The following is a 23396-nucleotide window of genomic DNA, read 5'->3' as shown; positions in this document are numbered from 1 at the left end:
GACGCGGTGCGGGCCGGACGACGCCGGGCCCTGCGCCGGACCCGCACGACCGGGGGCACGCTGCTGCTCGACATGGGCGGGGTGGTGATCCCGACGCTGTTCGAGTCGACGGCCGTGCCGGGGTTCCCCCCCGGGCCGACGGGCACCGACGAGGACTACCGGTCGGTCGAGCGGGGCGAGTCCCAGGAGCGCGACTACTGGGCCCGCCTGGTGGCGCGCCGGCCCGACATCGACATCGGCGCGCTGTGGCGTGAGTGCTCCTACGTGCGCGGCGAGGTGCTCGGGCTGGTCGAGCGGCTCGCCGGGCGGGTGCGGGTGGTCGCGTTCACCAACGACATGGCGCACTGGTTCGGCGACGACTGGCCGGCGCGGTTCCCCGCGGTGGCCCGGTTCGACGGGGTGCTCGAGGCCGCGAAGCTGGGCGTGCTCAAGCCCGACCCCGCCGCCTTCCGGGCCGCCGCCGACGCGCTGGCCGAGGACCCCGGGCGCTGCCTGTTCGTCGACGACCTCGCCGCGAACCTCGACGGGGCCCGGGCCGCCGGGATGGCCGCCGAGCTCTTCGAGGTCACCGACCCGGCCGGCTCGGTCGCCCGGGTCGCGCGCGCCCTGGGGCTCCCGCCCGACGAGCCCCGCCGGCGGCGGGTGTGGTCGCCGTGACCACTCCCGAGGAGCGGCTGTCCGCGCTCGGCCTGGCGCTGCCCGCGCTCCGCCGCCCGGCCGGGCACTACCGCGGCTGGACGACGGCCGGCGACGTCCTGTACCTGTCCGGGCAGGGCGCCGACGGGCACACGGGACGCGTGGGGGCGGACCTCACCGTCGCCGCGGGCTACGCCGCGGCCCGCGCCTGCACGCTCAACCTGCTGGCCCAGGCGCGTGACGCCGTCGGCTCGCTCGACCGGGTCGCGCAGGTCCTCGTGCTGCGCGGCTACGTCGCCTGCACCGACGAGTTCACCGACCAGCCCGGGGTGATCGACGGGGCGTCGGACCTCCTCGTCGAGGTCTTCGGCGAGCGCGGCGAGCACGCCCGCACCGCGATCGGGGTCCGGGCGCTGCCGCGGGGGTTCGCCGTCGAGCTGGACGCGGTGCTGCGTGTGCGCTGAGCGCGAGGCCTACGGGGACGACCCGTCGCAGTTCATCGACCGGTACCCGGGCAGCGGGGCCGGCACGGTGGTGCTGCTCCACGGCGGGTTCTGGCGCGCCCGGGTCGGGCTCGACCACATCGCCCCGGTGGCCGCGGACCTGCACGCCCGCGGGCACGCGATCGTCAACGTCGAGTACCGGCGGGTGGGGCAGGCACCCTGGCCCGCCACCCTGGAGGACGTCGAGGCCGCGCTGCGCCTGGTCGGGGAGCCGGCCGTGCTCGTCGGCCACTCGGCGGGCGGGCACCTCGCGGCCTGGGCGGCGTCCCGGGTCCCGGCCCTCGGCGTGGTGTCCTTGGCCGGGGTGCTGACCCTCGCCGACGGCGCGCGCGAGGGGATCGGGAACGGCGCGGTCCGCGACGTCGTCGGCGGGCTTCCCGGCGAGGTGCCCGAGCGCTACGCCGCCGCCGACCCCGTGGCCCTGCTGCCCCTGGGCGTGCCGCTGCGGGCGGTGCACGCGCCCGACGACGACCGCGTGCCGTTCGCGGTCAGCGAGCGCTACGTCGACGCCGGCCGGGCCGCCGGCGACGACGCGGTGCTCGTGAAGGTCCCGGGCGACCACTTCACGCTCGTCGACCCCGCCCACCCGACCTGGCCGACCGTCCACGCGCAGATCACCGACCTCCTGGGCCCGGGGTGAACCAGCGATGCGGCATCGCTCGCGTCTAATGCCAGGATCGCCACATCCTCGCCGCGCGACACGCCGGTCAGGCGTGCGGGTAGCCCCGGCCCGCATAGTCGAAGCCGCCGAGCTCCAGGCGCTCGTAGCCCGCGGCCTGGGGCGAGGCGTAGTAGGCGCGGATCTCGGTGATGCGGCCCGCGTCGTCGAACTCGTACCACTCCGCGCCGCGCAGGATCACCCCGAGCGAGCCCTTGTGGTGGGTCCACTCGCACACGGCCTGGCGGCGCGCCTCGTCGACCACGATCGCGTCCACGGTCCACGACGACCCCCGCTCGCGGACCGCGGTCGCCCAGCGCCGCCCGATCGCCTGCGCGCCGACCCACGGCCCGTCGTACATGTCGGGCGGGAAGAAGTGCCGCGCGTCGTCGGCGAGGTGGGCGGCGACGGCGTCGGCGTCCCCGGCGGTGCAGGCGTCCATGTAGCCCCGCACCGTCGCCTCGAGCGCCGCGGAGGTGGTGCCCGCTGCTGTGCTCACCGCGCGAGCATGGGGAGCGTCCGACGCGCCTGGCAAGCGCGGGTGCGCAGGACGGAACGCGACCGACGGGCCAGGATGGCCCCGTGACACCGAGCGGACGCGTGCGGCAGGACGAGGTCTACCGGGGCGGGATCACGGGGCGGCGGCCGGTCGTGCCGACCGCGTTCCCGGCGCTCGAGCGCCGGGCGCGCCGGGTGATGTCGCGGCGGGCCCACGCCTACGTCGCCGGCGGGGCGGGGAGCGAGGAGACCGTGCGCGCCAACCGCGCCGCCTTCGCGCGCCACCGCATCGTGCCGCGGATGCTGCGCGGGGTGGGGGAGCGCGACACCTCGGTGGAGATCTTCGGCCGGCGCCACGAGCACCCCCTGCTGCTCGCCCCGATCGGCGCCTGCGACCTCGTGCACCGGCGCGCCGACCTCGCCGTCGCCGAGGGCGCGGCACACGCCGGCGTGACGATGATCGTGTCCAACCAGGCCGGCTTCCCGTCCGAGGAGATCGCGCCGCGGGCCGCGGCCGGCTGGTGGTCGCAGCTCTACTGGTCCACCTCCGACGACCTCGTCGACAGCTTCCTGGCCCGCGCCGAGGCGGCCGGCGCCGGCGCGGTCGTCGTCACCCTCGACACGACCACGCTCGGGTGGCGCCCGCGCGACCTCGACCTCGGGCACCTGCCGTTCGCCCGGGGGCTGGGCATCGCGCAGTACACGTCCGACCCGGTCTTCGCCCGGCTCACGCAGGAGACCGCCGACGGTCCGCGGCGCCCGTCCCCGACGCCCACGCCGGCGGCCGTCCGCACGCTGCTCGAGATCAGCCGCCACCACCCCGGCGCGTTCCTGGACAACCTGCGCTCGCCGCTGCCCCGCGCCGCGGTCGAGACGTTCCTGCGCGTCTACTCCCGGCCCACGCTCTCCTGGGACGACATCGCCACCCTGCGCTCGCGCACCCGACTGCCCGTCGTGCTCAAGGGCGTCCTGCACCCCGACGACGCGCGCCGCGCCCTCGACCACGGCGTCGACGGCGTGCTCGTGAGCAACCACGGCGGGCGCCAGGTCGACGGCGGCGTGGCGGCGCTCGACGCCCTGCCCGGCGTGGTCGCGGCCGTCGACGGGCGGGCCCCGGTACTGCTGGACTCCGGCGTCCGCGGCGGGTCCGACGCCGCCCGCGCACTGGCCCTCGGCGCGACCGCGGTGTGCCTGGGCCGCCCCTGGGTCTACGGCCTCGCGCTGGCCGGGGCGGCGGGCGTGTCCCAGGTGGTCCGCGACGTGCTCGCCGAGCTGGACCTCACCCTCGCCCTCGCCGGGGCCCGCACCACCGCCGACGTCGAGCTCGCCCCGTTCGCGACGGCGGAACCCGCCGTGCCGGCGCGGACCTGATCACGCCAGGGTGTGGGGCATGTCCCGGGTGCTGCTGATCCGCCACGGCGAGACCCACGGCTACTTCGACGACGTCGGGCTCACCGAGCACGGCGAGGAGCAGTGCCGGGCGAAGGCCGCCGAGCTCGCCGCCGACCTGCCCGACGGCGCCGCGATCGCCCTGGTCCACGCGCCCACGAGCCGGGCCACCGCGACCGCGCGGACGCTCCGGGCGGTGCTCGCCGCCCGCCGCCCGGACCTCGACCTCGGCGACCTGCGCCCCGACGCGCGGTTCGACAGCGTCCAGTTCCTCCACGACGGCGCGGCCCGGGAGTCGTCCGGGGTGGCCGCGCACCGTCTCCGGTTCGAGGAGAACGGGGCGGGCGTCCCGGACTGGGTCCGTGCCTACGACCGCTTCGACACCGACTACGGCGCCGGCTCGCGCCTCGGCGGCCCGATCGACCGCTGGATGGACCTCGTCAGCCTCCACTTCGAGCCGCCCCAGGTGATCGCCTACCGGGCGTGGGCCGGGATCCGCGCCCTCGGGGAGGGGACCACCCTGGTGTCGTCGCACTCCGCGCTGCTGCGCGGGTTCGCGGCCGCCGCGCTCGGGCACGACCCCGGCGAGCCACGCAACCTCGAGCACGTCGAGGTGGTCCACGACGGCCGGCACGCGGTGGTGTCGTTCCGCGGCGAGACCGCCGAGGTCGACGTGCCCGCCGAGCTGCCGCCGTGGCTCGACGCGTCGTACCTGGAGGCGGGGGAGCGCACCGCCCACCGGTGGTGACACGGAACCGTCGCCGGGACGTGACGTTTCGGGCCCCCCGGACCCGGACGATTCCTGTGGGTCAGTGCTGTCCAGCACGGGGAGCCCCCACCATGTCCGTCGTCGAGACCCTCGCCCGCGTCCGGGCGCGCCTGACCGGGGAGAGCGGTCCCGTCGGCCCCTCCCGCTCCTCCGACGGCGACGAGTCGGACGCGGGCCACGACCCGCGCACGGCGGCCTCGCGCGTCACCGGCGGTGCCCACGCCGAGCACCGCGGCGACCGGGGCTCGGTCACCGGCACCGGCGACACCGACACGTTCGTCGGCCGGGCCGCCGGCCACGACCTCGGCTACGCCGGCGAGACCGGCGCCGAGGCCCGCCGCGACGGCGAGCGGGGCGCGCGATGAGCGGCGACGGGGGCGGGTCGGGCCCGCTGCGGGCGAACTACCGGGTCGTGTGGGTGCACCGGATCGGCGCCGTCGTCGTCGCGGTCATCATCGCGGTGTTCGGCGTCCTCGGCTTCGTCGGCGGCCTGTCCTTCTTCGATACCCAGGGCGCCCCGATCGCCGGCCTGTCCACGAACGGCGCCCTCTCGACGGTCTCCGTGGTCACCGCGGTCGTCCTGATCGCCGCGGCCATCCGCGGCGGGCGGTTGTCGTCGACGGTGATGATCGTGGTCGGGACGCTGTTCCTGGTCTCGGCGTTCGTCAACCTCTGGCTCATCGGCACGCCGTACAACCTGCTGGCCTTCCGCCTGCCCAACGTCTTCTTCTCGATCGGCGCGGGCCTGGTCCTGCTGTTCACCGGCGCCTACGGACGGATCTCGGCGAAGCTGCCGAGCGACAACCCGTACAAGCAGGAGCGGCGTCCCCACGACCCCGAGGACCACGGCGACGCCGCCGAGGCCCCCCAGGACTCCCATCGCCAGCCGCGCCCGTCGTCGCCCGCCGAGGCCGACGCCGACCTGGCCATGGCGCAGGCCGAGCGCGCACTCGTGCAGGGTGCCGCCACCGAGGACCAGCGCCGGCGCCTGGCCGCGGTCGAGCGTGCGCGGACCCACGAGGAGCGCCGCGAGATCTGGATGGGGTTCGACCGGTCCGAGGAGCGTACCGATCGGCGTCCGGGCGACCGCGGCACGACCATGGCGTGATCACCCCGACCTTGACCCGACCTGGCCGCCCGGCCCCTGGTCCCGCCGTCGCGTGACTGATAGACGTGGACGCATGACCGTGAGTGCGCCCGCCGCCGTCCGCGTCGAGGTCGAGGGTTCGACCGCGGTGCTCACCCTCGACAACCCGCAGCGTCGCAACGCCCTGTCGGTGGCGACGATGACGGAGCTGACCGCCGCGCTGCGCGAGGCGTCCGCCCGCGACGGCGTGCGCGCGATCGTCCTGCGCGCCGAGGGCCCCGCGTTCTCCGCCGGGCACGACCTGTCGGAGATGGTCGACCGCACGCTCTCCCAGGAGCGCGAGGTCTTCGCGGTCTGCACCGAGCTCATGACCACGCTGCACGCGGTGCCCCAGCCCGTGATCGCCGCGGTGCAGGGGGTCGCGGTCGCCGCGGGGTGCCAGCTGGTCGCCGCCTGCGACCTCGCCGTCGCCGCCGACGTCGCCGTCTTCGGGACGCCGGGCGTGAAGATCGGGCTGTTCTGCTCGACGCCGATGGTCGCGGTGACCCGCGCGATCGGGCGCAAGCGCGCGATGCAGCTGCTGCTCACCGGCGAGACCATCGACGCCGCGACGGCCGCGGAGTGGGGCCTGGTCAACCAGGTCGTCGCGCCCGACGCGCTCGACGGGGCGGTGCGCGAGCTCGCGGCGAAGGTCGCCGACGCCAGCGCCGTCACCCTGCGCATCGGCAAGGAGGCGTTCTACCGCCAGGTCGACCTGCCCGAGGACGAGGCCTACGAGCAGATGCAGGAGACGATGGCGACGAACGCGATGACCTGCGACGCGCAGGAGGGCATGTCCGCCTTCCTCGCCAAGCGGGCCCCCGTCTGGGCGCACCACGAGTAACCCCACCCCCGAGGCAAAGGAGCCCCGTCATGGCCTTCCCCGGCCTGCAGCACGTCGCGATCACGGTGTCCGACCTGGATCGCAGCACCGAGTGGTACAACCGCCTCCTCGGTGCCGAGCCGGTGCTCACCGAGGACGAGGAGGGCGGGGAGTTCCGCCACGTGGTCTACGCCCTCGACGGCGGGACGCTCTTCGGGCTGCACACGCACATGGGCAAGGAGTCGAAGGACCGCGCCGACGAGCGGCGTACCGGGCTGGACCACGTCAGCTTCGGCCTGTCGGGAACCGCCGAGCTCGAGCAGTGGCGCGACAGGCTCGACGAGCTGGGTATCGAGCACGGCGGCATCAAGAAGGCGCACTACGGCTCGGGCGTCTCGTTCCGCGACCCCGACAACATCGCCCTCGAGTTCTTCATCGCCCCGGGCACCTGAGCCGGCGTGGCCCGCAGCGAACGCGCTGTTCGCTGCTTCTAGGCGCCGGAAGTCCCCGTTGATCACCGAGGGGTGCGCGCGCCCCGAGCGCACGAACGCGCTGTTCGCTGCTTCTAGCGCAGCGAACAGCGCGTTCGTTCCGTGAGGGCCGGTCGTCAGGCCGCGGCGAGCTCCTCGCGGCGGACGCGGGCCGAGCCGCGCCGGACGAGCCGGAGGCCGACGACGATCATCGGCGCGGTCGAGACGAACATGCCGACGATCAGCGCGGCCGGCAGCGGCACGAGGAACGCCGCGAAGCCGAGGACCGACGCCGCGAGCAGCCACCAGCTGACGACGCCGGCGCGGGCCAGGGCCGCGACGACCAGGGGCACGCCGAGGAAGCCCACGAAGCGCCCGGTCACCAGCCACGTCGACACCCACGGGTCGCCGGTCGCTGTCTCGAAGATCGTCGTGGCCTGGTCGAGCGGCACGGTGTTCGCGGCGGCGCTGATGAACCAGTCGTAGAGCAGCAGGCCGGAGAGCTGCATTGCCGAGAACGACGCGAGCACGGCGGCGACGGGCACGGACACCCGGCCGCGGCGCCCGCGCACCAGTCCGATCACCCCGAGCACGCCGAGGGCGAAGGCCACCCACGAGTAGCAAGGGCGTGCTCGACCCGTCCGTCGTCCCGCGCGTGGTCGCCGCCGTGGCGCGCGGCCGCCCGCGTCCCGAGCCGCCGCGGGCGCTCGCGACGCTGACCGCCCGCGAGGCGGAGGTGCTCGCCGAGGTGGCCCGGGGACTGTCGAACGCCGAGGTCGCCGCGCGGCTGCACCTGGGGGAGACGACGGTGAAGACCCACCTCGGCCGCGTGCTCGACAAGCTGGGCCAGCCCGACCGCCCGCGCCTCATCGCCTGGGCGTGGGAGCACGGCGTCGTCGCGGCCGAGCCGTGACGACGTTGGTCCTACGGAACAACTTCCCAGGTCGGTAGACGTATCCGATGGTAAGGTGCGGCTATGGCTGCACGACGGGACTACTTCGACGGCTGCGGCGCCGCCCACGCGCTCGACCTCGTCGGGGAGCGGTGGGCGCTGCTGGTGGTGCGCGAGCTGGTGCTCGGGCCCAAGCGGTTCACCGACCTGCGCGCAGGTCTCCCGCACGCCAGCCCCAACGTCCTCTCCCAGCGCCTGCGCGAGCTGGAGGACGCGGGCGTGCTGCGCCGGCGCCGCCTGCCCCCGCCCGCCGCGTCCGCGGTGTACGAGCTCACCGAGTGGGGCCAGGAGCTCGAGCCCGTGCTCCAGGCCCTCGGGCGCTGGGCCGCGCGCTCGCTCCCGGAGTCCGACAGCATCAAGGTCGACTCGTTCGTCCTGTCCCTGCGCACGATGTTCGACCCGGCCCGCGCGCCCGACGCCGACGTCACCCTGGCGCTCGTGCTCGACGAGCAGCCCTTCCGCACGCGGCTCGCGCACGGGGTGCTCGACATCGAGCGGGGCGAGGTGTCCGGCGCCGACGCGACGGTGCGGTGCTCGCCGACCGTCCTCGCCGGCGTCGTCTACCAGGGCCTGTCGGTGGACGACCTGCGCGCCGACGGCGCCCTCGAGCTCACCGGCGACCCCGCGGCGCTGCAGGCGCTGGTCGACGCCGTGCACCTGCCGGAGCCGCTGCCCGCCTGATCACGGGGTCCGCGGCCATTCCGGCACGAGGTCGGTGTGGTCGCGGGTGCGGCGCAGCGGGAACCGCGGCGGCCGCTTCTCGAGGAAGGCCGTGACGCCCTCAGCGGCGTCGGCGTCGCGGCCGAGCTCGCCGATCGCGCGCGAGTCGAGGACGTGCGCCTCCCACGGCGAGGCGGCCGAGAGCATCGACCACATCATCCGCCGGGTGACCGCCACCGACACCGGCGAGGTGTTCTCGGCGACCTCCCGCGCGAGGCCGTAGGCCGCGGCGAGCAGCTCCTCGTCGGGCACGACGCGCGAGACGAGCCCGCCCTCGAGGGCCTCGCGTGCGGCGAACACGCGGCCCGTCATCGCCCACTCCATGGCCTGCGAGATCCCCACGACCCGCGGCAGGAACCAGCTCGACGCGGCCTCCGGCACGATCCCGCGGCGCGCGAACACGAAGCCGAAGCGGGCCGAGGCGCCCGCGAGCCGCACGTCCATCGGCAGGGTCATGGTGGCCCCGACGCCGACGGCCGCGCCGTTGATCGCGCCGATCACCGGGACCTGCAGCGCGGCGAAGCGCAGCGCCACCACCCCGCCGCGGTCGCGCCCGACGCCGCCCACCTCGCCGTAGCGGGCGGCCTTCGTCTCGGAGGGGTCCCGGCCGCGGTCGTCGAACGTGCTGCCGCCCTCGCCGAGGTCCGCGCCGGCGCAGAACGCCCGGCCCCGCCCGGTGACGACCAGCGCGCGCACCGCGTCGTCGGCGTCGATCGCGTCGCACGCGGCCACCAGCTCGTCGCACATCCGCCCGGTGAACGCGTTCATCCGGTCCGGCCGGTCGAGCACGATGGTGGCGATCCCGTCGGTGACCGAGTACTCGATCTCCGTGCCGTCCTGCACACGACCTCCTCGCCTCGCTGCCTCGGCGCAGCCTCCCGTCGGCGCGCGGAACGGTCAACCCTGACCGGAGACGGCGAGCGCTCGTCCGGGCAACGAGGAGGTCTCGGGCGCCGGGCAGCGTGGACATGACCCGATCGGGGTACAACAGTGAGGAGTCCGGGTCGACGGTGCGGTCGCCCGTTCCCGACCGGCGCTCCGAGCGCCCGAGGAGGGCCCGTGACCACTGCACTGCCGAGGTCGAGCGAGTCGGCCGACATGCCCGAGCACACCGAGCCCACCGAGGTCGTCGTCGCGGTCCCCGACGACGCGGCCACCCTGAGCTGCCGCCTCCACGGCGTCATCGCCGGGGCGGGCGAGGGCGCGGTGCTGACGATCGTCGTCGACGCCGGCGACCGCATCCACGACCCCGATCTCGCGCGCGTGCTCGCGTGCGCCCGCGACGCCGCGGTCGGCCGCGGCCTGGGGTTCGTCGTCCGCTAGCAGGGGCACCTGTCGGACCCCCGTGCTTTCCTGGAGCCATGTCGTTCGTCCACGGCCACCCGCGCGAGTCGGGCTGGGTGGTGAGCCACTACCGGCGTCCCCAGCACGCCGGGGTCGACCAGCTCGATCTCGCCCTCCCGGCGCCGCGTCGCCGCGAGGACGACGCGGCACCGGCTCAGGACGACGGGACCGACGACGCCGAGGGCGCTGCGGGTGCCGAGGGCGCCGAGGGCGCCGACGACGCGGACGACGCCGACCTGGACGAGCGGGCCAGCGTCCGCTCCATCCCGCGCCGCACCGCGTCCACGAGGTAGGGCCGCAGCCGCTCGGGCTCGACGATCGCGTGCACCGAGCCCATCTCCCGGGCCCGGGCCACCGAGTGCTTCGTGTCGAACTCGTCGGCCACCTCGCCGAGCTTCTCCGACCGCACGACGGCCCGGACGTCCGCGAGCTCGGCACGCAGCTCGGCGACGTCCTCGCCGCGCTCGAGGCCCTCGCTGATGCGGCTCTCGAGGTCGGCGACGCGCGGGTCGGCGGCGGTGCGCTTGGCGACCTCGCCGGAGAACACCACCGCCGCGGCGGGCGCCCCGCCGATCACCGAGGCGTAGGAGCCCTCGACCGCGGCGATCTCCATGTCGTCGTTGAGCGTCCCGGAGAACACCACGAAAGCGCCGCCGTGGTAGCGGGAGACGACGCAGAAGACGATCGGGCCGTCGAAGTTCACCACCGCCCGGCCGATCTCCGCGCCGTACTCGAGCTGCAGGCCGCGCAGCGACTCGGGCGAGCCGTCGAAGCCCGACAGGTTGGCGAGCACGACCAGCGGCCGGTTGCCGCTCGCGGCGTTGATGGCCCGCGCGGTCTTCTTCGACGAGCGCGGGAAGAGCGTGCCCGCGGTCCACTGCGCGGGCCCGTCGACCGGGGGCGGCCCGCGGCGGGGGATCGGCTTGGACTCGATGCCGATGAGGGCCACCGGGTGCCCGCCGAGGTGGGCGTCGAACACGACGACCGACTCGGCGGCCTGCATGTCCGCCCACCGCTCGAGCGTCGCGTGGTCGGCGTCGGCGACGCCGTCCATGAGCGAGCGGATGTCGAACGGCTTCTTGCGCTCGGCGTTGACGGCCGGGTCGAAGATCTCGCCGAGCCGGTCGAAACCATCGCCGTGGTGGGGCGCGCCCCGCACGTCGCGGTCCACCGGGTCGTCGGTGGGCGCCGGGCGGGGGAAGCGCTCGCCGGGCACGACGTAGGTGTGCCGGTAGTGGGCGAGCAGGACGTCGACCGCGCCCGAGAGGTCCGGCGCCCAGTACTGGGCCTCGCCGTTCGGGCCCATGATCCGGTCGTAGCCGCCGATGCCGTAGTTGTCCTCGGCCGAGACGCCGCCGGAGTAGTCCAGCGACTGCTTGCCGGTGAGCACCATCGCCGAGTCCGGGGTCATGACGAGGATGCCGCGGGTGTGCATGAGCATCGTGGCCTCGGCGTTCCAGTAGGGCTGGGCGCCGACGTTGATCCCGGTGACGACGACGTTGATCTCGCCGCCGTCCTGGGTGAAGTCGATGATCGCCCGGAGCACCCGGGAGATCCAGTCCATGTTCTCCGTGCCGGAGTCCATGGCGATCTTCGCGCCGGCCGACACCGCGTACCACTCGATGGGCACGCCGTGCTCGCGCGCGAGGTCGATGGCCGCGAGCACCCGACGGCACTCGGGCTCGGCGATCGCCCCGAGCGCGCGGGTCGGGTCGCCGAGCAGCACGACGCGGGTGAGCCCCTCGGGCTGGCGGCGGGTCGGCGTCGACACCATGCCGAGCACGAAGTTGGCCGTGTTGGCGCCGTGGGGACGGTCGACGGGGACGGGCGCCAGGGTGTCCGGGTCGAGGTCGTACTCGGTGAAGGTGCCCGGCTCGCCGTCGGCGTCGGGGCTGCGCGTCATCAGCGGGACGAGCTCGTAGGGGTAGAGCGCGCCGCGCCGCGCCGCCTTGATGACCTTCTGGGTGTAGGCGTCGAGCTCGCCCATCGGGTGGCTCGGCGGGTCGGTGACGCGCAGCGTGAGCCCGGCTCCCGGCGGGCGGCTCATGCGCAGGACCAGCTCCCGCTCCGGGGTGCGGAACCGCACCATGACCTGCTCGATCCCCAGCGATTCGGTGCGCGGCGCCAGCGTGCGCACGATGCCGTCGAGCTCGGCGAGCGGCACCTCGACCACGGGCCAGACGTAGAGCAGCACACGGTTCCACCGCAGCCCCGCGAGGTCGGCGTCGGCGGCGCGCGCCGAGCGCAGGCTGTCCAGCGCCGCGTCGAGGACGGCCTCGACCTGGGGCAGCGCGCGGATCGAGCCGTCGTCGTCGCGCAGGACCGTGAGGTCGCGGACGTCGCCGGTGACGATGAGCCGCTGGTCCTCGGGGACGTGGCGGCCGCGGGCGTGGAACAGGTGCACGTCGGTGGCCGACGGCAGGCGGGTGAGCTCGAAGTCGCGCAGCCGCCACAGGCCGAGCCGCTCGGCGACCATCGGGTGCAGGCCGCGCAGGGTGCGGTCCTCGACCGGCTCGCCGCGGTCGTCGCCGCGGAAGGTGAACCAGCTCGTCGCCGCCCCGCCGTGGTCGCCCTCGCGGACGGTGCCGCGGATGCCGACGGTCACGCGCCCGACGGCGCCGGGGACGGTGCCGATCGAGTCGCGGATCCGCGCCGCACGCTCGTCGGGGCCGTCCGGGGACTCCGGGCCCCGCGGGGAGGTCACGTAGAGGTCGACGAGCACGGTGTCGCCGGCCGGCAGGGCCTCGATGAGCCGGTGCAGGTCGGTCGAGACCGTCGCCGGCGCGGTGGCGCCCTCGGACTCGTCGACGGTGGCGACGGTCGCCAGGACGACGTGCGAGGCGCCGTCGTGGGTGTAGCGGGCGGTCAGCAGCGGGCGGCCGTCGTGCTCGTCGACCCGGACGTCGCCGAGGTCGCGGATGAGCCCGTAGTAGCGGCGGGTCATCACCTCGAGCATTGCCGCGTGGTGGCGGTCGCCGAACACCCCGAGGATCGGCTCGCCGGACGCCACGATGTCGTCGATCTGCGCCGACCGGGTCGCGGGGTCGTCGGACAGGGCGTCCAGCTCGGCCCGCACCCGCTCCTGGGTCTCCTCGCGCTCGCGCTCGATGAGCGGGGCGTCGAAGCAGCGGAACCGCACCTGGCGGGCGAGGTCGCCGATCTGCGGGTGGCGCACCTGCGTCGCGGCCACGAGGTGGTCGAGCTCGGCGCGGTAGGCCTCGCCGCCCCCGTCGCGGTCCTGGCCGACCGATTCGGGGTGGCGCAGCCGCGCGCCCAGCAGCGCGGCGACGACGGGCAGGTGCGCCCCGGCGCGGCGGTGGGCGAGGAACATCCGGTAGAGCGCGGGGCCGAGCAGCTCGGGCGCCGCGGTGAGGTCCGGGACACCGTAGTGCGCGAGCGCGCGGCGCAGGCGCAGCCGGAACGACTCGGGGAGCACCTCGGCGTCGGCGTCGCGCGAGCGCAGGTAGGCGTAGAAGTACTCCTGCGGGTTGCGTGCCGACTCCTCGTCGACGGCGGTGTCGTCGAGCTCGCCCGGCCCGCCCTCCAGGCGGCGGTTGCGCGAGAGCGCGGAGAGGTCGGCGACGATGCGCAGGATGCCGATCTCGTCGTCGAGCAGGTCGGGGTCGTCGGCCGGGAGCTCCTCGCGGGCGCTGTCGAGCGCCTCGAGCAGCGGGCGGGCCTCGCGCTCGTCGACGTCGTAGCCCAGGACGAGCGCGCGCAGGGCCGCGAGCGCGTCGCGCGCCCGGGTGCGGGCGTCGCCCTGCTCGTCCTCGGGGCGGGGCGAGGCCAGGGCGGCCAGGCTGACCCGGCCCCCGCCGCCCGCCGGGGCGGTGTCGTCGGCGTCGGGCTCGAGGCGGACCAGGCGGGTGCCGCCCTCGACCTGGGTGTTCGCGTCCACCAGCACCTCGGCGACCCGTCCCGCGACCGGCGCCCGCAGCGCCGTCTCGAGCTTCATGCTCTCGACGACCGCGACCGTGTCGCCCTCCGCGACCGTGTCGCCCGGGGAGACGGGGATCGAGACGACCATCGCCGGCGCGGGGGCGCGCACCAGCCCGGCCTCGCCGCCCGCGATGCGGTGCACGGCGCCGTCGACCTCGACGAGGTAGTCCGGGCCCTGGGCCACCGAGAGCACGCCGAAGGTCTGCCCGCCCACGGTCAGCCGGCGCTCGAAGCGCCCGGAGCGCTCGACGACCACGTCCACCCCGTCGCCGTCCCCGTCCTGCACCACGCGGTAGTGCGACGGCCGCGTCCGAGCCACCCGCAGCCGGTAGGACTCGCCGACGACGCGGACGTCGACCTGGTGCCACACCTCGTGACCGACCTCGGGCCGGCCCCGCTCGGCGGAGAGGAACAGGCGCCCCTGCTGGCGGAACTCGTGGGCCTCGTGGGCCTCGACGGCCGCCGCGAGGAGCGCGACGTCGACCCGGCGCGGCGGCGTGTAACCCTCGGCCATCATCGTGTCGAGCCACGTCGTGTCCGCGGTGCCCTCGCGGACCTCGGGACGCGAGAGCAGGTCGAGCAGGAACGCCTTGTTGGTCGTGCCGCCCTCGACGACGACCGCGGTCTGGCGGATCGCGCGGGTGAGCCGGGCGCGGGCCTCGTCGCGGGTGCGGCCCCAGGCGATCACCTTGGCGATCATCGAGTCGTACTGCGGCGGGATGACGTCGCCGGTGGCCACGCCCGTGTCGACGCGGACGCCCGGCCCGGCGGGCAGCACGAGGTGGCGGATCGCGCCGGGTGCGGGGGCGAAGCCGTGCTCGGGGTCCTCGGCGGTCAGGCGGGCCTCGATGGCGTGCCCGGAGGCCGGGGGCGACAACGGGTCGGCCATCACCGCGTCACCGAGCACGTCGGCCAGCGAGCCGCCCATCGCGACGTGCAGCTGGAGCTTGACGACGTCGACGCCGGTGACCGTCTCGGTCACCGGGTGCTCGACCTGCAACCGGGTGTTGACCTCCATGAACGTGAGGACCTGCTGGCGCGGGTCGTAGAGGAACTCGACGGTGCCCGCGTTGACGTAGTCGGCCGCGCGGGCGAGGTCGGCGGCGCTGCGGCGCAGCAGCCGCTCCTGCTCCGCGTCGAGCGCGGTCGACGCGGACTCCTCGATGACCTTCTGGTTGCGGCGCTGGACGCTGCAGTCCCGGACCCCGAGCGTCACCACCCCGCCGTGGCCGTCGGCGACGACCTGCACCTCGACGTGCCGCCCGCCGCGCACCGCGCCCTCGAGGAACACCGTGCCGTCGCCGGCGGTGCGCTCGCCCTCGGCCGACGCGCGGGTGACGGCGTCGTCGAGGTCCTCGGCGCGCGCGACGAACCGGATGCCGCGGCCGCCGCCGCCCGCGGTCGCCTTGACCATGAGCGGGAAGCCGATCTTCTCCGCGGCCGCGCGGGCGGCCTTGGCGTCGGCGACCGGCCCGCCGCTCCACGGGGCCATCGGCACGCCGACGCTCTCCGCGATCCGCTTGGACTCGATCTTGTCGCCGAGCCGGCGCATCGTTTCCGAGCCCGGCCCGACGAAGGTGATCCCCAGCCGCTCGCACAGCGCCGCGAACTCCGCGCGCTCCGAGACGAAGCCCCAGCCCGGCCACACGGCGTCGACCCGGCGGGCGACGAGCGCCCGCTCCAGCTCGGCGAGGTCGAGGTAGGGGACCGGCCCCATGTCCTCGGGATCGTCGGGCCCGATGAGGACGGCCTCGTCGGCCTCGCGCACCGCCATCGCGTGCCGGTCGACCGCCGTGTGCACGGCGATGGTGCGGATCGGCGGGAGCTCGTCGGAGTGCTCGGCGTTCCACTCCCGGACGGCGTTGATCAACCGCATGGCGGGCTCGCCACGGTTGACGATCGCGAGACGCCGGAACGGACGAGGGGGCACGCTCACGGTCGCCGACCCTAACGGCGAGGAGCGGTCGCGCGAGTCCTCGCGACGGGCCGCTACGCCGGCAGGCGGAAGATCCGCGTCCCCGGGGCGGGCCGGACCGGTTCAGTCGCGGGCGGGCGTGTCCGGGAACGTGAGCAGACCGGGGACGTGCCCCACGCCCCGGCGCGGGACGACGACCCGCTCCCGCGGTGCCTCGTCGCGCAGCGCCCGCAGGAGATCGGTCACCGACCGGCCCTCGCCGTGGGTGCGGGAGCGGGCTCCGGACTCGGCGCCGGACCGGGCGGGCCCGGTCGCGGCGAGGTCGGTGAAGATCGGCGTGGGCTCCATCGCCGGCGACGCTAGCCGCGGGCCTCGTCCTCCGTCCGGACCTGACCACGATCGTGGGCGGGGTCGTCACCCGGCGGCGTGGCCGGTCGCCGCAGGACCCGGACCAGCCGCACGACGACACCCACCGCCCCGAGCCCGCCGAGCGCGACGAGCACCGCCTCGCCCCATCCGTCGAGCGCGCCCTGGATGATCACCGCGTGGCCCACGCCCAGCACGACGACGAGCCCGGCGAGGCTCCCGTGCACGAACCGCCAGGTGGCCGCGGACCAGGACAGGCGCCGCCGCAGCAGGCCGAGCAGCGTGACGGCGGCGAGCAGCACCGTCGCGAACAGCGCCATCCGCGCCCGCGTCGGTCCGTCCGGCGACATCGAGTAGAGCGCGTCGTCCGGGCTCTCGACGACCAGCGCGACGACGTGCACGGCGACGAGCGCGGCGACGATCCCGCCGACCCGGACGTGCGCGGCGACCCTCCGCCAGGTCAGCCAGGGCTGGACCGCGAGCGCGGCGACCGCGACGCACGCCGCCAGCGTCGACACCACGACCGCCGGCGAGGCCTGCGCGAGGTGCGGGGCGGCCAGCGCGAGGGCGACGAGCAGCGCACCACCGAGCGCGGACACCGCGACGAGGACCCTCACGACACCGGCGCCAGGGTCAGGTCGACGACGGCGAGGGTGTCGTCGGCGCGCAGCACGTGGCGCTGCCAGACCGAGCGCCACGGGCTGTCGTCGGGGTCGTGGGCGACGTGGACGTTGGGCTCCCCGAACTGGGCGACGGCCGGGTCGGTCGTGACGCGGTAGCGGCCGTCGGGTCCGGTGAGCACGGTCGTACGGTTCTCCCGCTCGCTGCCGAGCGCGGTCTGCAGCCACACCTGCACCGGCACGCCGGGCAGCGGGCGGCAGGCCGTGTCGCGGACGAGGCCCGTGATCACCAGCCCGCGCCCCAGGGGCGCGTCGAGCGGGGCGTCCTCGCGGTAGTTGTTGTCCCCGCCGGGGTTGGTGACGGTCGGGGCGCACGACGCGCCGGGCCCGGGCGCGGGGCGCGCGACGACCGGCGCGGCGGCCTCGCCTGCGGCCTCGCCGACCTGGCGCGCGCCGGTCCCGGACTCGTCGGAGTTCCACAGCGCGGCGGCGATCATCGCCACGAGCAGCACGACCGCGCCCACCGCGAGGGGGTGCGGGCCGGTCCGGGTGGTGGGCACGTGACCAGGGTGCCGTGCCCGCGTGTCAGGCGGGGACGCGGGCGAGCACCACGGAGTTGACGACGTCGGTGTGCGGGTGCACGACGGCCAGCGGCTCCAGCCCGCCGAGGCCGTCGTCGCCGTCGGCGACGTCGAGCACGGGGTAGAGCAGGCCGCGCAGGGAGTGCGCGCTGCGGGCCAGCACGGTGGCACCGGGGCGCATCCGCGCCCGCACGTGGGCCAGCGCGGTGGTCTTGGCGTCCGGGTCGAGGCCGACGAGGGCGGCGACGCAGACGAGGTCGTAGCCGGCGAGGTCGTCGAGCTCGAGGACGTCGCCCTCGCGGACGATGACGTCGTCGCCGAGCGCCCGGGCCACCGCGCCGCCGAGGGCGACCGCCTCCGCGTCGACGTCCACCGCGTCGACGGCGACGCCGTGCCGGGCGAGGAGGAGCGCGGAGAGCGGTAGCGGTCCGGCGCCCACGAACAGCGCGCGCCGCGGCGCGAGCGGGGCGTGGCCGGCGACGGCGTGGTACTCGATGCGGGTGAGGTCGCGGTAGTTCTGCAGGTAGGGGAAGCGCTCGAGGGCGGCGGCGGGGTCACCGGCGGCCAGGACACGGTGGGCCCAGGCGCGCTCGAGGGCGTACTCGCCGGCCGAGCACCGCGCGCGCAGGTCGGGGAGCCGCTCGGCGAGCTCCGGGTCGGCGAGGACGGCGTCGACGACGTGCGCCGGGCGCGGCACGACGGCCAGCCCGACGAGGCGGGTGAACAGCGCGTCGGTGCCGGGGCCGGGCTCGAGGGTCGGGGCGGCGACGAGGGCGTCGTGCAGAGCGAGGATCTCGGCGAGGAGGGCGGCGGGCCCGCCGGGTTCCGCCGCGGTGCGCTCGGGGGCGCAGGCGCGCACGGGCAGCCGGGCCGGGAGGTCGAGCGGGCGCTCGGCGCGGCCGCGGGCGGCGGGTCGGGCGGCGGGCCTGGCCGTGGGCCGGGCAGGGGACGGGGCAGCGGACGGGGCAGGGGCTGGGTCGGACGGGGTGCTCATCGGGGAGGACCTCCACCGGTCAGGGCGTCGTCGGCCGGTCACCCATGGAACTCGATCTGTCGCCCTGGCACGATACGTAAACGTGTACGCAACCGACAACCTCGACGAGACCCGGGCGTTCGCCCAGCTACCGGATCCGGCGCACGTCGACGTCGCCGTCGAGGGGCTGCGGATGCTCGCCGACCCGACCCGGTTGCGGATGTTGTGGCTGCTCTGCGGCGCGGAGCTGGACGTCTCGACGCTCGCCGAGCGGCTCGGGGCGACGCGGCCGGCCATCTCGCAGCACCTCGCGAAGCTCCGAATGGCGGGCCTCGTCACCCAGCGCCGTGCGGGACGTCACGTCCTCTCGCGTGCGCGGGACCACCACGTCGGCGAGCTCCTCGACGTGCTCGTGCACGACGCCGGACACCGTCGGGCGATGACCGCGCACCCGGTGGCGGGCGCGCCGTAGGGTCCGGCGCCGTGGGGGAGGCAGCACCGGACGCGCCGGACGCACCGGACGGGCGGCTCGGCGAGGTCGTCGCCGCGCTGGCCGCGGGGCGCACTGCCGCGCAGGTCGTCGACGCCGAGGGCCGCCTGGCGTGGGTGTCCGAACAGATGCAGCTCCTGGCCGGCCTCGACGGGACCGAACTCGGCCTCGGGCAGCACGTCGACGAGGTCCTCGAGCGCGACGTCTGGCACGACCTGCTGACCGCCGAGGCCGCCGAGACGCTGCGCCGCGAGCTGCACCCGCGCCTCGCCGACCCCGCGAGCACGCCGCTGTGGGTGCTCGCCCTGGACCTGCGGGTGGGCGGGCGTCAGCGGGGCGTCGGGATGCTCGGGGTGACGCTGCGCCATCCCGACGGCAGCCCGCTGGGCGCGGTGCTGATCTACGCCCCGCTGCTGCCGGCCCGGGTGCTGGCGCTGGTCAGCGAGGGCGACGAGGCGATGTTCGAGCGGATGGCGGACCTCTCCGCCCCCGCGCAGCGCCCGGCCGCCGTGGTGTTCGCCGACATCGACGGCTCGGGCCCGCTGTCGCGGCGGCTGCCGACGTCGGTCTACTTCGAGCTGGTCCGCGGCGTGACGACGGCGTTCGACGAGCTCGTCGGGCGCCACGGCGGCATCGTCGGCAAGCACGCGGGCGACGGCGCGAGCGCCTACTTCCTCAGCGACTCCCACGGCGGCGACGCCGCGGCGGCGAGCGCGGCGCTGCGGACGGTCCAGGAGCTGCCGGGGGTCGTCGCCGACGTCGTCGCGGACCTCGCGGAGAGCGGCGCGGAGATCCACCGCGAGGACTGCCTGATGAACATCGGCGCGCACTGGGGCGCCGACCTGTTCATCGGCCAGATCGTCACCGGGGGGCGTCTGGAGGTGACGGCGCTGGGCGACGAGGTCAACGAGTGCGCGCGGGTCGAGCAGGTCGCGACCGGGGGCCAGCGGCTGGTGACCAAGAACCTGGTGGAGCGCCTCGACCCCGACGCCGCGCACGCCCTCGGTCTGCGCCCGCGGAGCCTGATCTACCGGATGCTCGCCGAGCTCACCCGCGACGGCGACGCGGCGGGCGGGAAGGCCGAGCGCGACGCCGGGTCGCTCGCGGTCCACGATCTGGGCCCGAGCGGGCTACGGTGACCGTCGTGAGCGCCGCCGAGAAGTCGTCGTTGATCAGCGAGGAGGAGCGGCTGCGGCTGACCACCGCCCGCGACCGCATCCGCGAGGAGTTCCTGTTCTCCCGGGAGCACCGGCCGCCGTCGACCGGCAAGGGCATCCACCACACGGCCCTGATCTGCCGCGACGTGCGCACGACCGTGGAGTTCTACCAGAACGTGGCCGGCTTCCCGGTCACCGTGCTGTTCGAGAACCGCGACCTCGCGGGCTCGACGCACTTCTTCTTCGACGTGGGCAACGGCAACTGCCTGGCCTTCTTCGACCTGCCCGGCGTCGACCCCGGTCCCTACGACGAGGTGCTCGGCGGGCTGCACCACATCGCCATCTGCGTGCCCGGCACCCAGTGGTACGGGATCAAGAGCCGCCTCGACGAGCGCGGGATCGAGTACATGGTCGAGTCGCAGGTCTCGATCTACACGCGCGACCCCGACGGCGCCCGCATCGAGTTCATCATGGACCCGCTCGGCGAGATGTATGGCGAGGACACCGTCTGACCCACGGGTTGGTCGGCGTGGCGGCCACGCCGTCACCGGAAGCCAGGCAAGCCCCCCACGACCACGGGGTTCAGGAGCCTGACACCGCGCCGCCCGACAGGTCCTCGCGGGCGGCGGCGGTGCCGTCGCGCAGGCGGGCGAGGTGGTCGCCGACGAGCCGGGGGTCGGCGGGACGGGGCGGGCGCGTCCGCGCGGGCGGCCGGATGGTGCCGGGCGCGAGGCGGGCGGCGGGCTCGCGGATCGGGAGCCCGGCGGCCGTGAGGTCGGGCGTCGGCGCGTGCAGGGCGCTGCGCGCGGCGTCGTACCCGCCGTCGGCGGGGGAGCTCCAGGCCGGGTCGTCCGTCGCCGGCGTCGCGGCGACGTCGAGGAACCACGCGGAGAGCTCGTCGAAGATCGGCTCGTCGTCCGCCGCGCGGCGGTGGGCGCCCCGGGAGCCGTCCGGCGCCGCGCCCGGCGGTGGCGCCGCCGGACCGCCGTCGAACAGCGGCGACGCCCGTGGTGCCCGGGCGACCGGCTGCTCCGGGATCGTCGGCTGGTCGAAGGCCGCCGCCGGCTCGGGGACGACCGGGCCCGGGGCCTCGCGCGGCGGGGGCGGTGGCGGGACCGTCGGGATCTCGCCGGACGGGGGCGGGAGAGGGACGGCCACCTCGGGCCGGGGCGCCGCGTGTGGCCGGGCCTCGGGCTCCGCGGGCGTCTCGGGCCTTGCGGGCCTCTCGGGCGCCGTCGGTCCCGCCGTCGTGGTGGGACGCGAGGCGCCCCAGCGCGACATCAGCTCCTGCACCTCGGCGTCGTCGGCGGCCGGCACCCGCAGCACGGGGACGCCGTAGCGGCGCAGCCGCCGGCGGAACCTCTCGGGGAGCTGGGCGTGGCGCATCCCGTCGAGCTGCTCGAGGTACTCGCCCCCGGGTGTCGGCCGGCCGGCGAACGTCAGGTCGTCCTGGACGAACCGCCACAGCGCGCGCAGGCGCTCGCGGCCGTCGAGGACGACCTCGCGCTCCTCCCCGCCGGCGACGACGAGCGGGGGGATCGGCCAGTCCCGCACGACGGTGTCGACGAGGAGCTGCTGGCGGCGCGTGTCCCAGGTGCCCGTGTCGGACCAGCCCGGGTCGAGCTCCCCACGGGCGATCCGCGCGAGCAGCACCTCGAGCTCGACGACGGTGTGGTGGAGCTCCATGGCTGATCTCCGGGGCTGGCGGGTCCCGATCACGCGAGGTCCGACGCCCGGGAGGTCGAGCGTTCTCGCGCATCGTAGGAGGTCAGGTGCCCCGCGCGGGCGGGAAGGACACCACTGGGCCGTCCGCACGAAGGTCACCGGCGCGTCGCCCGGCGAGGATGTGGCGATCCTGGCGACTGACGCCAGGGATGCCGCATCGCTCGCACGGGGACCGGCGTCGGGGTCAGCGGCCCTGCCAGACCGGCGCGCGCTTCTCCGCGAAGGCCGCGGCGCCCTCGCGGGCGTCCTCGCTGTTCAGCACCGGGCCCAGGATCTCGCCCTGGCGCGCCCAGACCTCGTCCGCCGGCCAGGTCGGGGACTCGACGATGACCTGCTTGCTGGCCCGCACTGCGAGCGGCCCGTTCGCGCCGATCCGCCCGGCCAGCTCGCGGGCGCCGTCGAGCGCGCCGCCCGGGGCGGTCAGGTGGTTGACCAGGCCCCAGCGGTGGGCGTCCGCCGCCGACATCGGGTCGCCGGTGAGCGCGAGCTCCATCGCCACGGTGCGCGGGATCCGCGCCGGCAGGCGCAGCAGCCCGCCCGCGGCGGCCGCGAGCCCCCGCTTGACCTCCGGGATGCCGAAGCTCGCCTCCTCCGACGCGACGACGAGGTCGCACGAGAGCGCCAGCTCGCAGCCCCCGGCGAGCGCGGGGCCCTCGACGGCGGCGATCAGGGGCTTGACCGGCGGGCGCTGGGTGATGCCGGCGAAGCCCCGGTCCCCGATGTGCGGGCGCTCGCCGCGGAGGAACGCCTTGAGGTCCATGCCGGCGCTGAAGAACCCGCCCGCGCCGGTGAGGACGCCGGTGACCAGCGCGTCGTCGCCGTCGAGCTCGTCGAGGGCGTCGGCGATGCCCTGCGCGACCGCGGTGTTCACCGAGTTGCGGGCCCTTGGCCGGTCGATCGTGATGACCAGCGTCGTGCCCTCGCGCTCGGTCCGCAGGACGGTCTCCTCGTCGCCCGCCCCGCCCGCCCCGCTCATCGGGGTGCCATCCGGATCGCGCCGTCGAGCCGGATCGTCTCGCCGTTGAGCATCGGGTTCTGCAGCATCGAGACCGCCATCTGCCCGTACTCGGCCGGGTCGCCGAGGCGCCGCGGGTGGGGCACCGAGTCGCCGAGGGCCTTGCGCACGTCCTCGGACAGCGTCGCGAACAGCGGGGTGTCGAAGAGCCCCGGCGCGATCGTGTTGACGCGGATCAGCTTGGAGGCGAGGTCGCGCGCGGCGCACAGCGTCATCGACACGACGCCGCCCTTCGACGCCGAGTAGGCCATCTGCCCGATCTGGCCCTCGAACGCGGCCACGGACGCCGTCATGATCATCGCTCCGCGCTCGCCGTCCACCGGCTCGGTGCGGGCGATCGCCGCCCCGCCGAGGCGCAGGGCGTTGAACGACCCGAAGAGGTTGACGCGCACGACGCGCTCGAAGGCCTCCATGTCGCCGGGTTCCCCGTTCTTCTCGACGACCCGGGTGAGGCTGCCGATGCCGGCGCAGTGCACGAGCGCGCGGAACGGCCCGGCGGCCTCGGCCGCGGCGACCGCCTGGCCCAGGGCGTCGGCGTCGGTGACGTCGGCGGCCACGAACTCGCCGCCGAGGTCCGCGGCGACCTCCTTGCCGTTCGACGACGGCAGGTCGGCGACGACCACGCGCCCGCCAGCCGCGGTGATCGCCTTCGCGGTGGCCAGGCCGAGGCCGGACGCGCCGCCGGTGACGAGGGCCGAGACGCCCTGCAGGTCCATGATCGAAGTCC

The 23396-nt window shown here is 75.7% G+C and carries 26 protein-coding genes; 15 read left to right on the top strand and 11 right to left on the bottom strand.

Annotated features, from left to right (window positions below; translation table 11 throughout):
• The first annotated feature begins 6 nt into the window (after positions 1-6).
• Genes ACYX4T_RS07185 through ACYX4T_RS07175 form a run of 3 tightly spaced genes read left to right on the top strand, consistent with a single transcriptional unit; the run spans position 7 to position 1779 of the window.
• On the top strand, positions 7-657 hold the full coding sequence (locus ACYX4T_RS07185) for an HAD-IA family hydrolase (RefSeq protein WP_476013866.1): 651 nt from the start codon (positions 7-9) through the stop codon (positions 655-657).
• Positions 654-1100 (top strand): RidA family protein, encoded by a 447-nt coding sequence (locus ACYX4T_RS07180; RefSeq protein WP_476013865.1) that lies wholly within the window; start codon positions 654-656, stop codon positions 1098-1100. The genes ACYX4T_RS07185 and ACYX4T_RS07180 overlap by 4 nt, the downstream gene beginning before the upstream one ends.
• Complete coding sequence (locus ACYX4T_RS07175; RefSeq protein ID WP_476013864.1) at positions 1090-1779, top strand: alpha/beta hydrolase family protein; 690 nt, start codon at positions 1090-1092, stop codon at positions 1777-1779. The genes ACYX4T_RS07180 and ACYX4T_RS07175 overlap by 11 nt, the downstream gene beginning before the upstream one ends.
• Positions 1780-1846: 67 nt before the next feature.
• Here ACYX4T_RS07175 and ACYX4T_RS07170 read toward each other — a convergent pair whose 3' ends face one another.
• Positions 1847-2296: a nuclear transport factor 2 family protein gene (locus tag ACYX4T_RS07170; protein WP_476013863.1), complete on the bottom strand. Its 450-nt coding sequence runs from the start codon at positions 2294-2296 to the stop codon at positions 1847-1849.
• Between the two features lie 83 nt (positions 2297-2379).
• Here ACYX4T_RS07170 and ACYX4T_RS07165 point away from each other — a divergent pair, with 83 nt between their 5' ends.
• From ACYX4T_RS07165 to ACYX4T_RS07140, 6 genes are all read left to right on the top strand, one after another.
• Entirely contained in the window at positions 2380-3666 is a 1287-nt protein-coding gene (locus tag ACYX4T_RS07165) for an alpha-hydroxy-acid oxidizing protein (protein WP_476013862.1), read from the top strand.
• Between the two features lie 19 nt (positions 3667-3685).
• Positions 3686-4432, top strand: a complete 747-nt coding sequence (locus tag ACYX4T_RS07160) for a histidine phosphatase family protein (RefSeq protein WP_476013861.1) — start codon at positions 3686-3688, stop codon at positions 4430-4432.
• A gap of 92 nt (positions 4433-4524) precedes the next feature.
• Complete coding sequence (locus tag ACYX4T_RS07155) at positions 4525-4818, top strand: hypothetical protein (RefSeq protein WP_476013860.1); 294 nt, start codon at positions 4525-4527, stop codon at positions 4816-4818.
• Complete coding sequence (locus ACYX4T_RS07150) at positions 4815-5561, top strand: DUF4383 domain-containing protein (RefSeq protein ID WP_476013859.1); 747 nt, start codon at positions 4815-4817, stop codon at positions 5559-5561. Before ACYX4T_RS07155 ends, ACYX4T_RS07150 begins: the two co-directional genes overlap by 4 nt.
• 73 nt (positions 5562-5634) lie before the next feature.
• Positions 5635-6423 carry an enoyl-CoA hydratase gene (locus ACYX4T_RS07145; protein WP_476013858.1) on the top strand — a complete coding sequence of 263 codons (789 nt, stop codon included), beginning with the start codon at positions 5635-5637 and terminating at the stop codon, positions 6421-6423.
• A 29-nt stretch (positions 6424-6452) separates the two neighbouring features.
• Positions 6453-6854 carry a VOC family protein gene (locus ACYX4T_RS07140; protein ID WP_476013857.1) on the top strand — a complete coding sequence of 134 codons (402 nt, stop codon included), beginning with the start codon at positions 6453-6455 and terminating at the stop codon, positions 6852-6854.
• A gap of 155 nt (positions 6855-7009) precedes the next feature.
• Here ACYX4T_RS07140 and ACYX4T_RS07135 read toward each other — a convergent pair whose 3' ends face one another.
• Positions 7010-7483, bottom strand: a complete 474-nt coding sequence (locus ACYX4T_RS07135; RefSeq protein ID WP_476013856.1) for a hypothetical protein — start codon at positions 7481-7483, stop codon at positions 7010-7012.
• A 17-nt stretch (positions 7484-7500) separates the two neighbouring features.
• Between ACYX4T_RS07135 and ACYX4T_RS07130 the strand changes: the two genes are divergently transcribed.
• On the top strand, positions 7501-7785 hold the full coding sequence (locus tag ACYX4T_RS07130; RefSeq protein ID WP_476013855.1) for a response regulator transcription factor: 285 nt from the start codon (positions 7501-7503) through the stop codon (positions 7783-7785).
• Positions 7786-7848: 63 nt separating this feature from the next.
• Entirely contained in the window at positions 7849-8505 is a 657-nt protein-coding gene (locus ACYX4T_RS07125; RefSeq protein WP_476013854.1) for a winged helix-turn-helix transcriptional regulator, read from the top strand.
• Here the strand turns inward: ACYX4T_RS07125 and ACYX4T_RS07120 are convergent, their stop codons facing one another.
• Entirely contained in the window at positions 8506-9387 is an 882-nt protein-coding gene (locus ACYX4T_RS07120) for an enoyl-CoA hydratase-related protein (RefSeq protein WP_476013853.1), read from the bottom strand.
• Positions 9388-9603: 216 nt separating this feature from the next.
• Here ACYX4T_RS07120 and ACYX4T_RS07115 point away from each other — a divergent pair, with 216 nt between their 5' ends.
• The gene (locus ACYX4T_RS07115; RefSeq protein WP_476013852.1) at positions 9604-9867 is read left to right on the top strand and encodes a hypothetical protein; all 264 of its coding nucleotides are present in this window, start codon (positions 9604-9606) and stop codon (positions 9865-9867) included.
• A gap of 175 nt (positions 9868-10042) precedes the next feature.
• On the opposite strand, the gene ACYX4T_RS07110 is transcribed toward ACYX4T_RS07115, so the two are convergent.
• From ACYX4T_RS07110 to ACYX4T_RS07090, 5 genes are all read right to left on the bottom strand, one after another.
• Positions 10043-15763 (bottom strand): ATP-binding protein, encoded by a 5721-nt coding sequence (locus ACYX4T_RS07110; protein ID WP_476013851.1) that lies wholly within the window; start codon positions 15761-15763, stop codon positions 10043-10045.
• A 102-nt stretch (positions 15764-15865) separates the two neighbouring features.
• Entirely contained in the window at positions 15866-16090 is a 225-nt protein-coding gene (locus tag ACYX4T_RS07105) for a hypothetical protein (protein WP_476013850.1), read from the bottom strand.
• Positions 16091-16101: 11 nt separating this feature from the next.
• Positions 16102-16725, bottom strand: a complete 624-nt coding sequence (locus tag ACYX4T_RS07100) for a hypothetical protein (RefSeq protein WP_476013849.1) — start codon at positions 16723-16725, stop codon at positions 16102-16104.
• Entirely contained in the window at positions 16722-17288 is a 567-nt protein-coding gene (locus ACYX4T_RS07095; RefSeq protein WP_476013848.1) for a hypothetical protein, read from the bottom strand. Before ACYX4T_RS07095 ends, ACYX4T_RS07100 begins: the two co-directional genes overlap by 4 nt.
• Positions 17289-17313: 25 nt before the next feature.
• Entirely contained in the window at positions 17314-18303 is a 990-nt protein-coding gene (locus tag ACYX4T_RS07090; RefSeq protein ID WP_476013847.1) for a nicotianamine synthase family protein, read from the bottom strand.
• Positions 18304-18385: 82 nt separating this feature from the next.
• Between ACYX4T_RS07090 and ACYX4T_RS07085 the strand changes: the two genes are divergently transcribed.
• From ACYX4T_RS07085 to ACYX4T_RS07075, 3 genes are read left to right on the top strand one after another with little or no spacing between them, the layout of a single operon-like run.
• Positions 18386-18754 carry an ArsR/SmtB family transcription factor gene (locus ACYX4T_RS07085; protein ID WP_476013846.1) on the top strand — a complete coding sequence of 123 codons (369 nt, stop codon included), beginning with the start codon at positions 18386-18388 and terminating at the stop codon, positions 18752-18754.
• 11 nt (positions 18755-18765) lie between these two features.
• Positions 18766-19911 carry an adenylate/guanylate cyclase domain-containing protein gene (locus ACYX4T_RS07080; protein ID WP_476013845.1) on the top strand — a complete coding sequence of 382 codons (1146 nt, stop codon included), beginning with the start codon at positions 18766-18768 and terminating at the stop codon, positions 19909-19911.
• Positions 19912-19916: 5 nt separating this feature from the next.
• Positions 19917-20441 (top strand): VOC family protein, encoded by a 525-nt coding sequence (locus ACYX4T_RS07075; protein WP_476013844.1) that lies wholly within the window; start codon positions 19917-19919, stop codon positions 20439-20441.
• 70 nt (positions 20442-20511) lie between these two features.
• Here ACYX4T_RS07075 and ACYX4T_RS07070 read toward each other — a convergent pair whose 3' ends face one another.
• From ACYX4T_RS07070 to ACYX4T_RS07060, 3 genes are all read right to left on the bottom strand, one after another.
• Positions 20512-21615: a DUF262 domain-containing protein gene (locus tag ACYX4T_RS07070; protein ID WP_476013843.1), complete on the bottom strand. Its 1104-nt coding sequence runs from the start codon at positions 21613-21615 to the stop codon at positions 20512-20514.
• A 223-nt stretch (positions 21616-21838) separates the two neighbouring features.
• A complete protein-coding gene (locus tag ACYX4T_RS07065) occupies positions 21839-22630 on the bottom strand; it encodes a crotonase/enoyl-CoA hydratase family protein (protein WP_476013842.1) in 792 nt (263 codons plus the stop codon).
• The gene (locus ACYX4T_RS07060) at positions 22627-23385 is read right to left on the bottom strand and encodes an SDR family NAD(P)-dependent oxidoreductase (RefSeq protein ID WP_476013841.1); all 759 of its coding nucleotides are present in this window, start codon (positions 23383-23385) and stop codon (positions 22627-22629) included. The genes ACYX4T_RS07065 and ACYX4T_RS07060 overlap by 4 nt, the downstream gene beginning before the upstream one ends.
• Positions 23386-23396: the final 11 nt, after the last annotated feature.

This window comes from Actinomycetospora sp. ABD4_176, from assembly GCF_056311855.1.
Note: the sequence above shows the minus strand (reverse complement) of the source record. Positions and strands in the feature narration are given on the sequence as shown.

Bases quoted from the DNA above. Each gene is read 5' to 3' on its own strand.
- ACYX4T_RS07105 (WP_476013850.1), bottom strand. From the start codon at position 16,090: ATGGAGCCCACGCCGATCTTCACCGACCTCGCCGCGACCGGGCCCGCC.
- ACYX4T_RS07060 (WP_476013841.1), bottom strand. From the start codon at position 23,385: ATGGACCTGCAGGGCGTCTCGGCCCTCGTCACCGGCGGCGCGTCCGGC.
- ACYX4T_RS07155 (WP_476013860.1), top strand. From the start codon at position 4,525: ATGTCCGTCGTCGAGACCCTCGCCCGCGTCCGGGCGCGCCTGACCGGG.
- ACYX4T_RS07160 (WP_476013861.1), top strand. From the start codon at position 3,686: ATGTCCCGGGTGCTGCTGATCCGCCACGGCGAGACCCACGGCTACTTC.
- ACYX4T_RS07125 (WP_476013854.1), top strand. From the start codon at position 7,849: ATGGCTGCACGACGGGACTACTTCGACGGCTGCGGCGCCGCCCACGCG.
- ACYX4T_RS07145 (WP_476013858.1), top strand. From the start codon at position 5,635: ATGACCGTGAGTGCGCCCGCCGCCGTCCGCGTCGAGGTCGAGGGTTCG.
- ACYX4T_RS07150 (WP_476013859.1), top strand. From the start codon at position 4,815: ATGAGCGGCGACGGGGGCGGGTCGGGCCCGCTGCGGGCGAACTACCGG.
- ACYX4T_RS07090 (WP_476013847.1), bottom strand. From the start codon at position 18,303: ATGAGCACCCCGTCCGACCCAGCCCCTGCCCCGTCCGCTGCCCCGTCC.
- ACYX4T_RS07140 (WP_476013857.1), top strand. From the start codon at position 6,453: ATGGCCTTCCCCGGCCTGCAGCACGTCGCGATCACGGTGTCCGACCTG.
- ACYX4T_RS07070 (WP_476013843.1), bottom strand. From the start codon at position 21,615: ATGGAGCTCCACCACACCGTCGTCGAGCTCGAGGTGCTGCTCGCGCGG.
- ACYX4T_RS07065 (WP_476013842.1), bottom strand. From the start codon at position 22,630: ATGAGCGGGGCGGGCGGGGCGGGCGACGAGGAGACCGTCCTGCGGACC.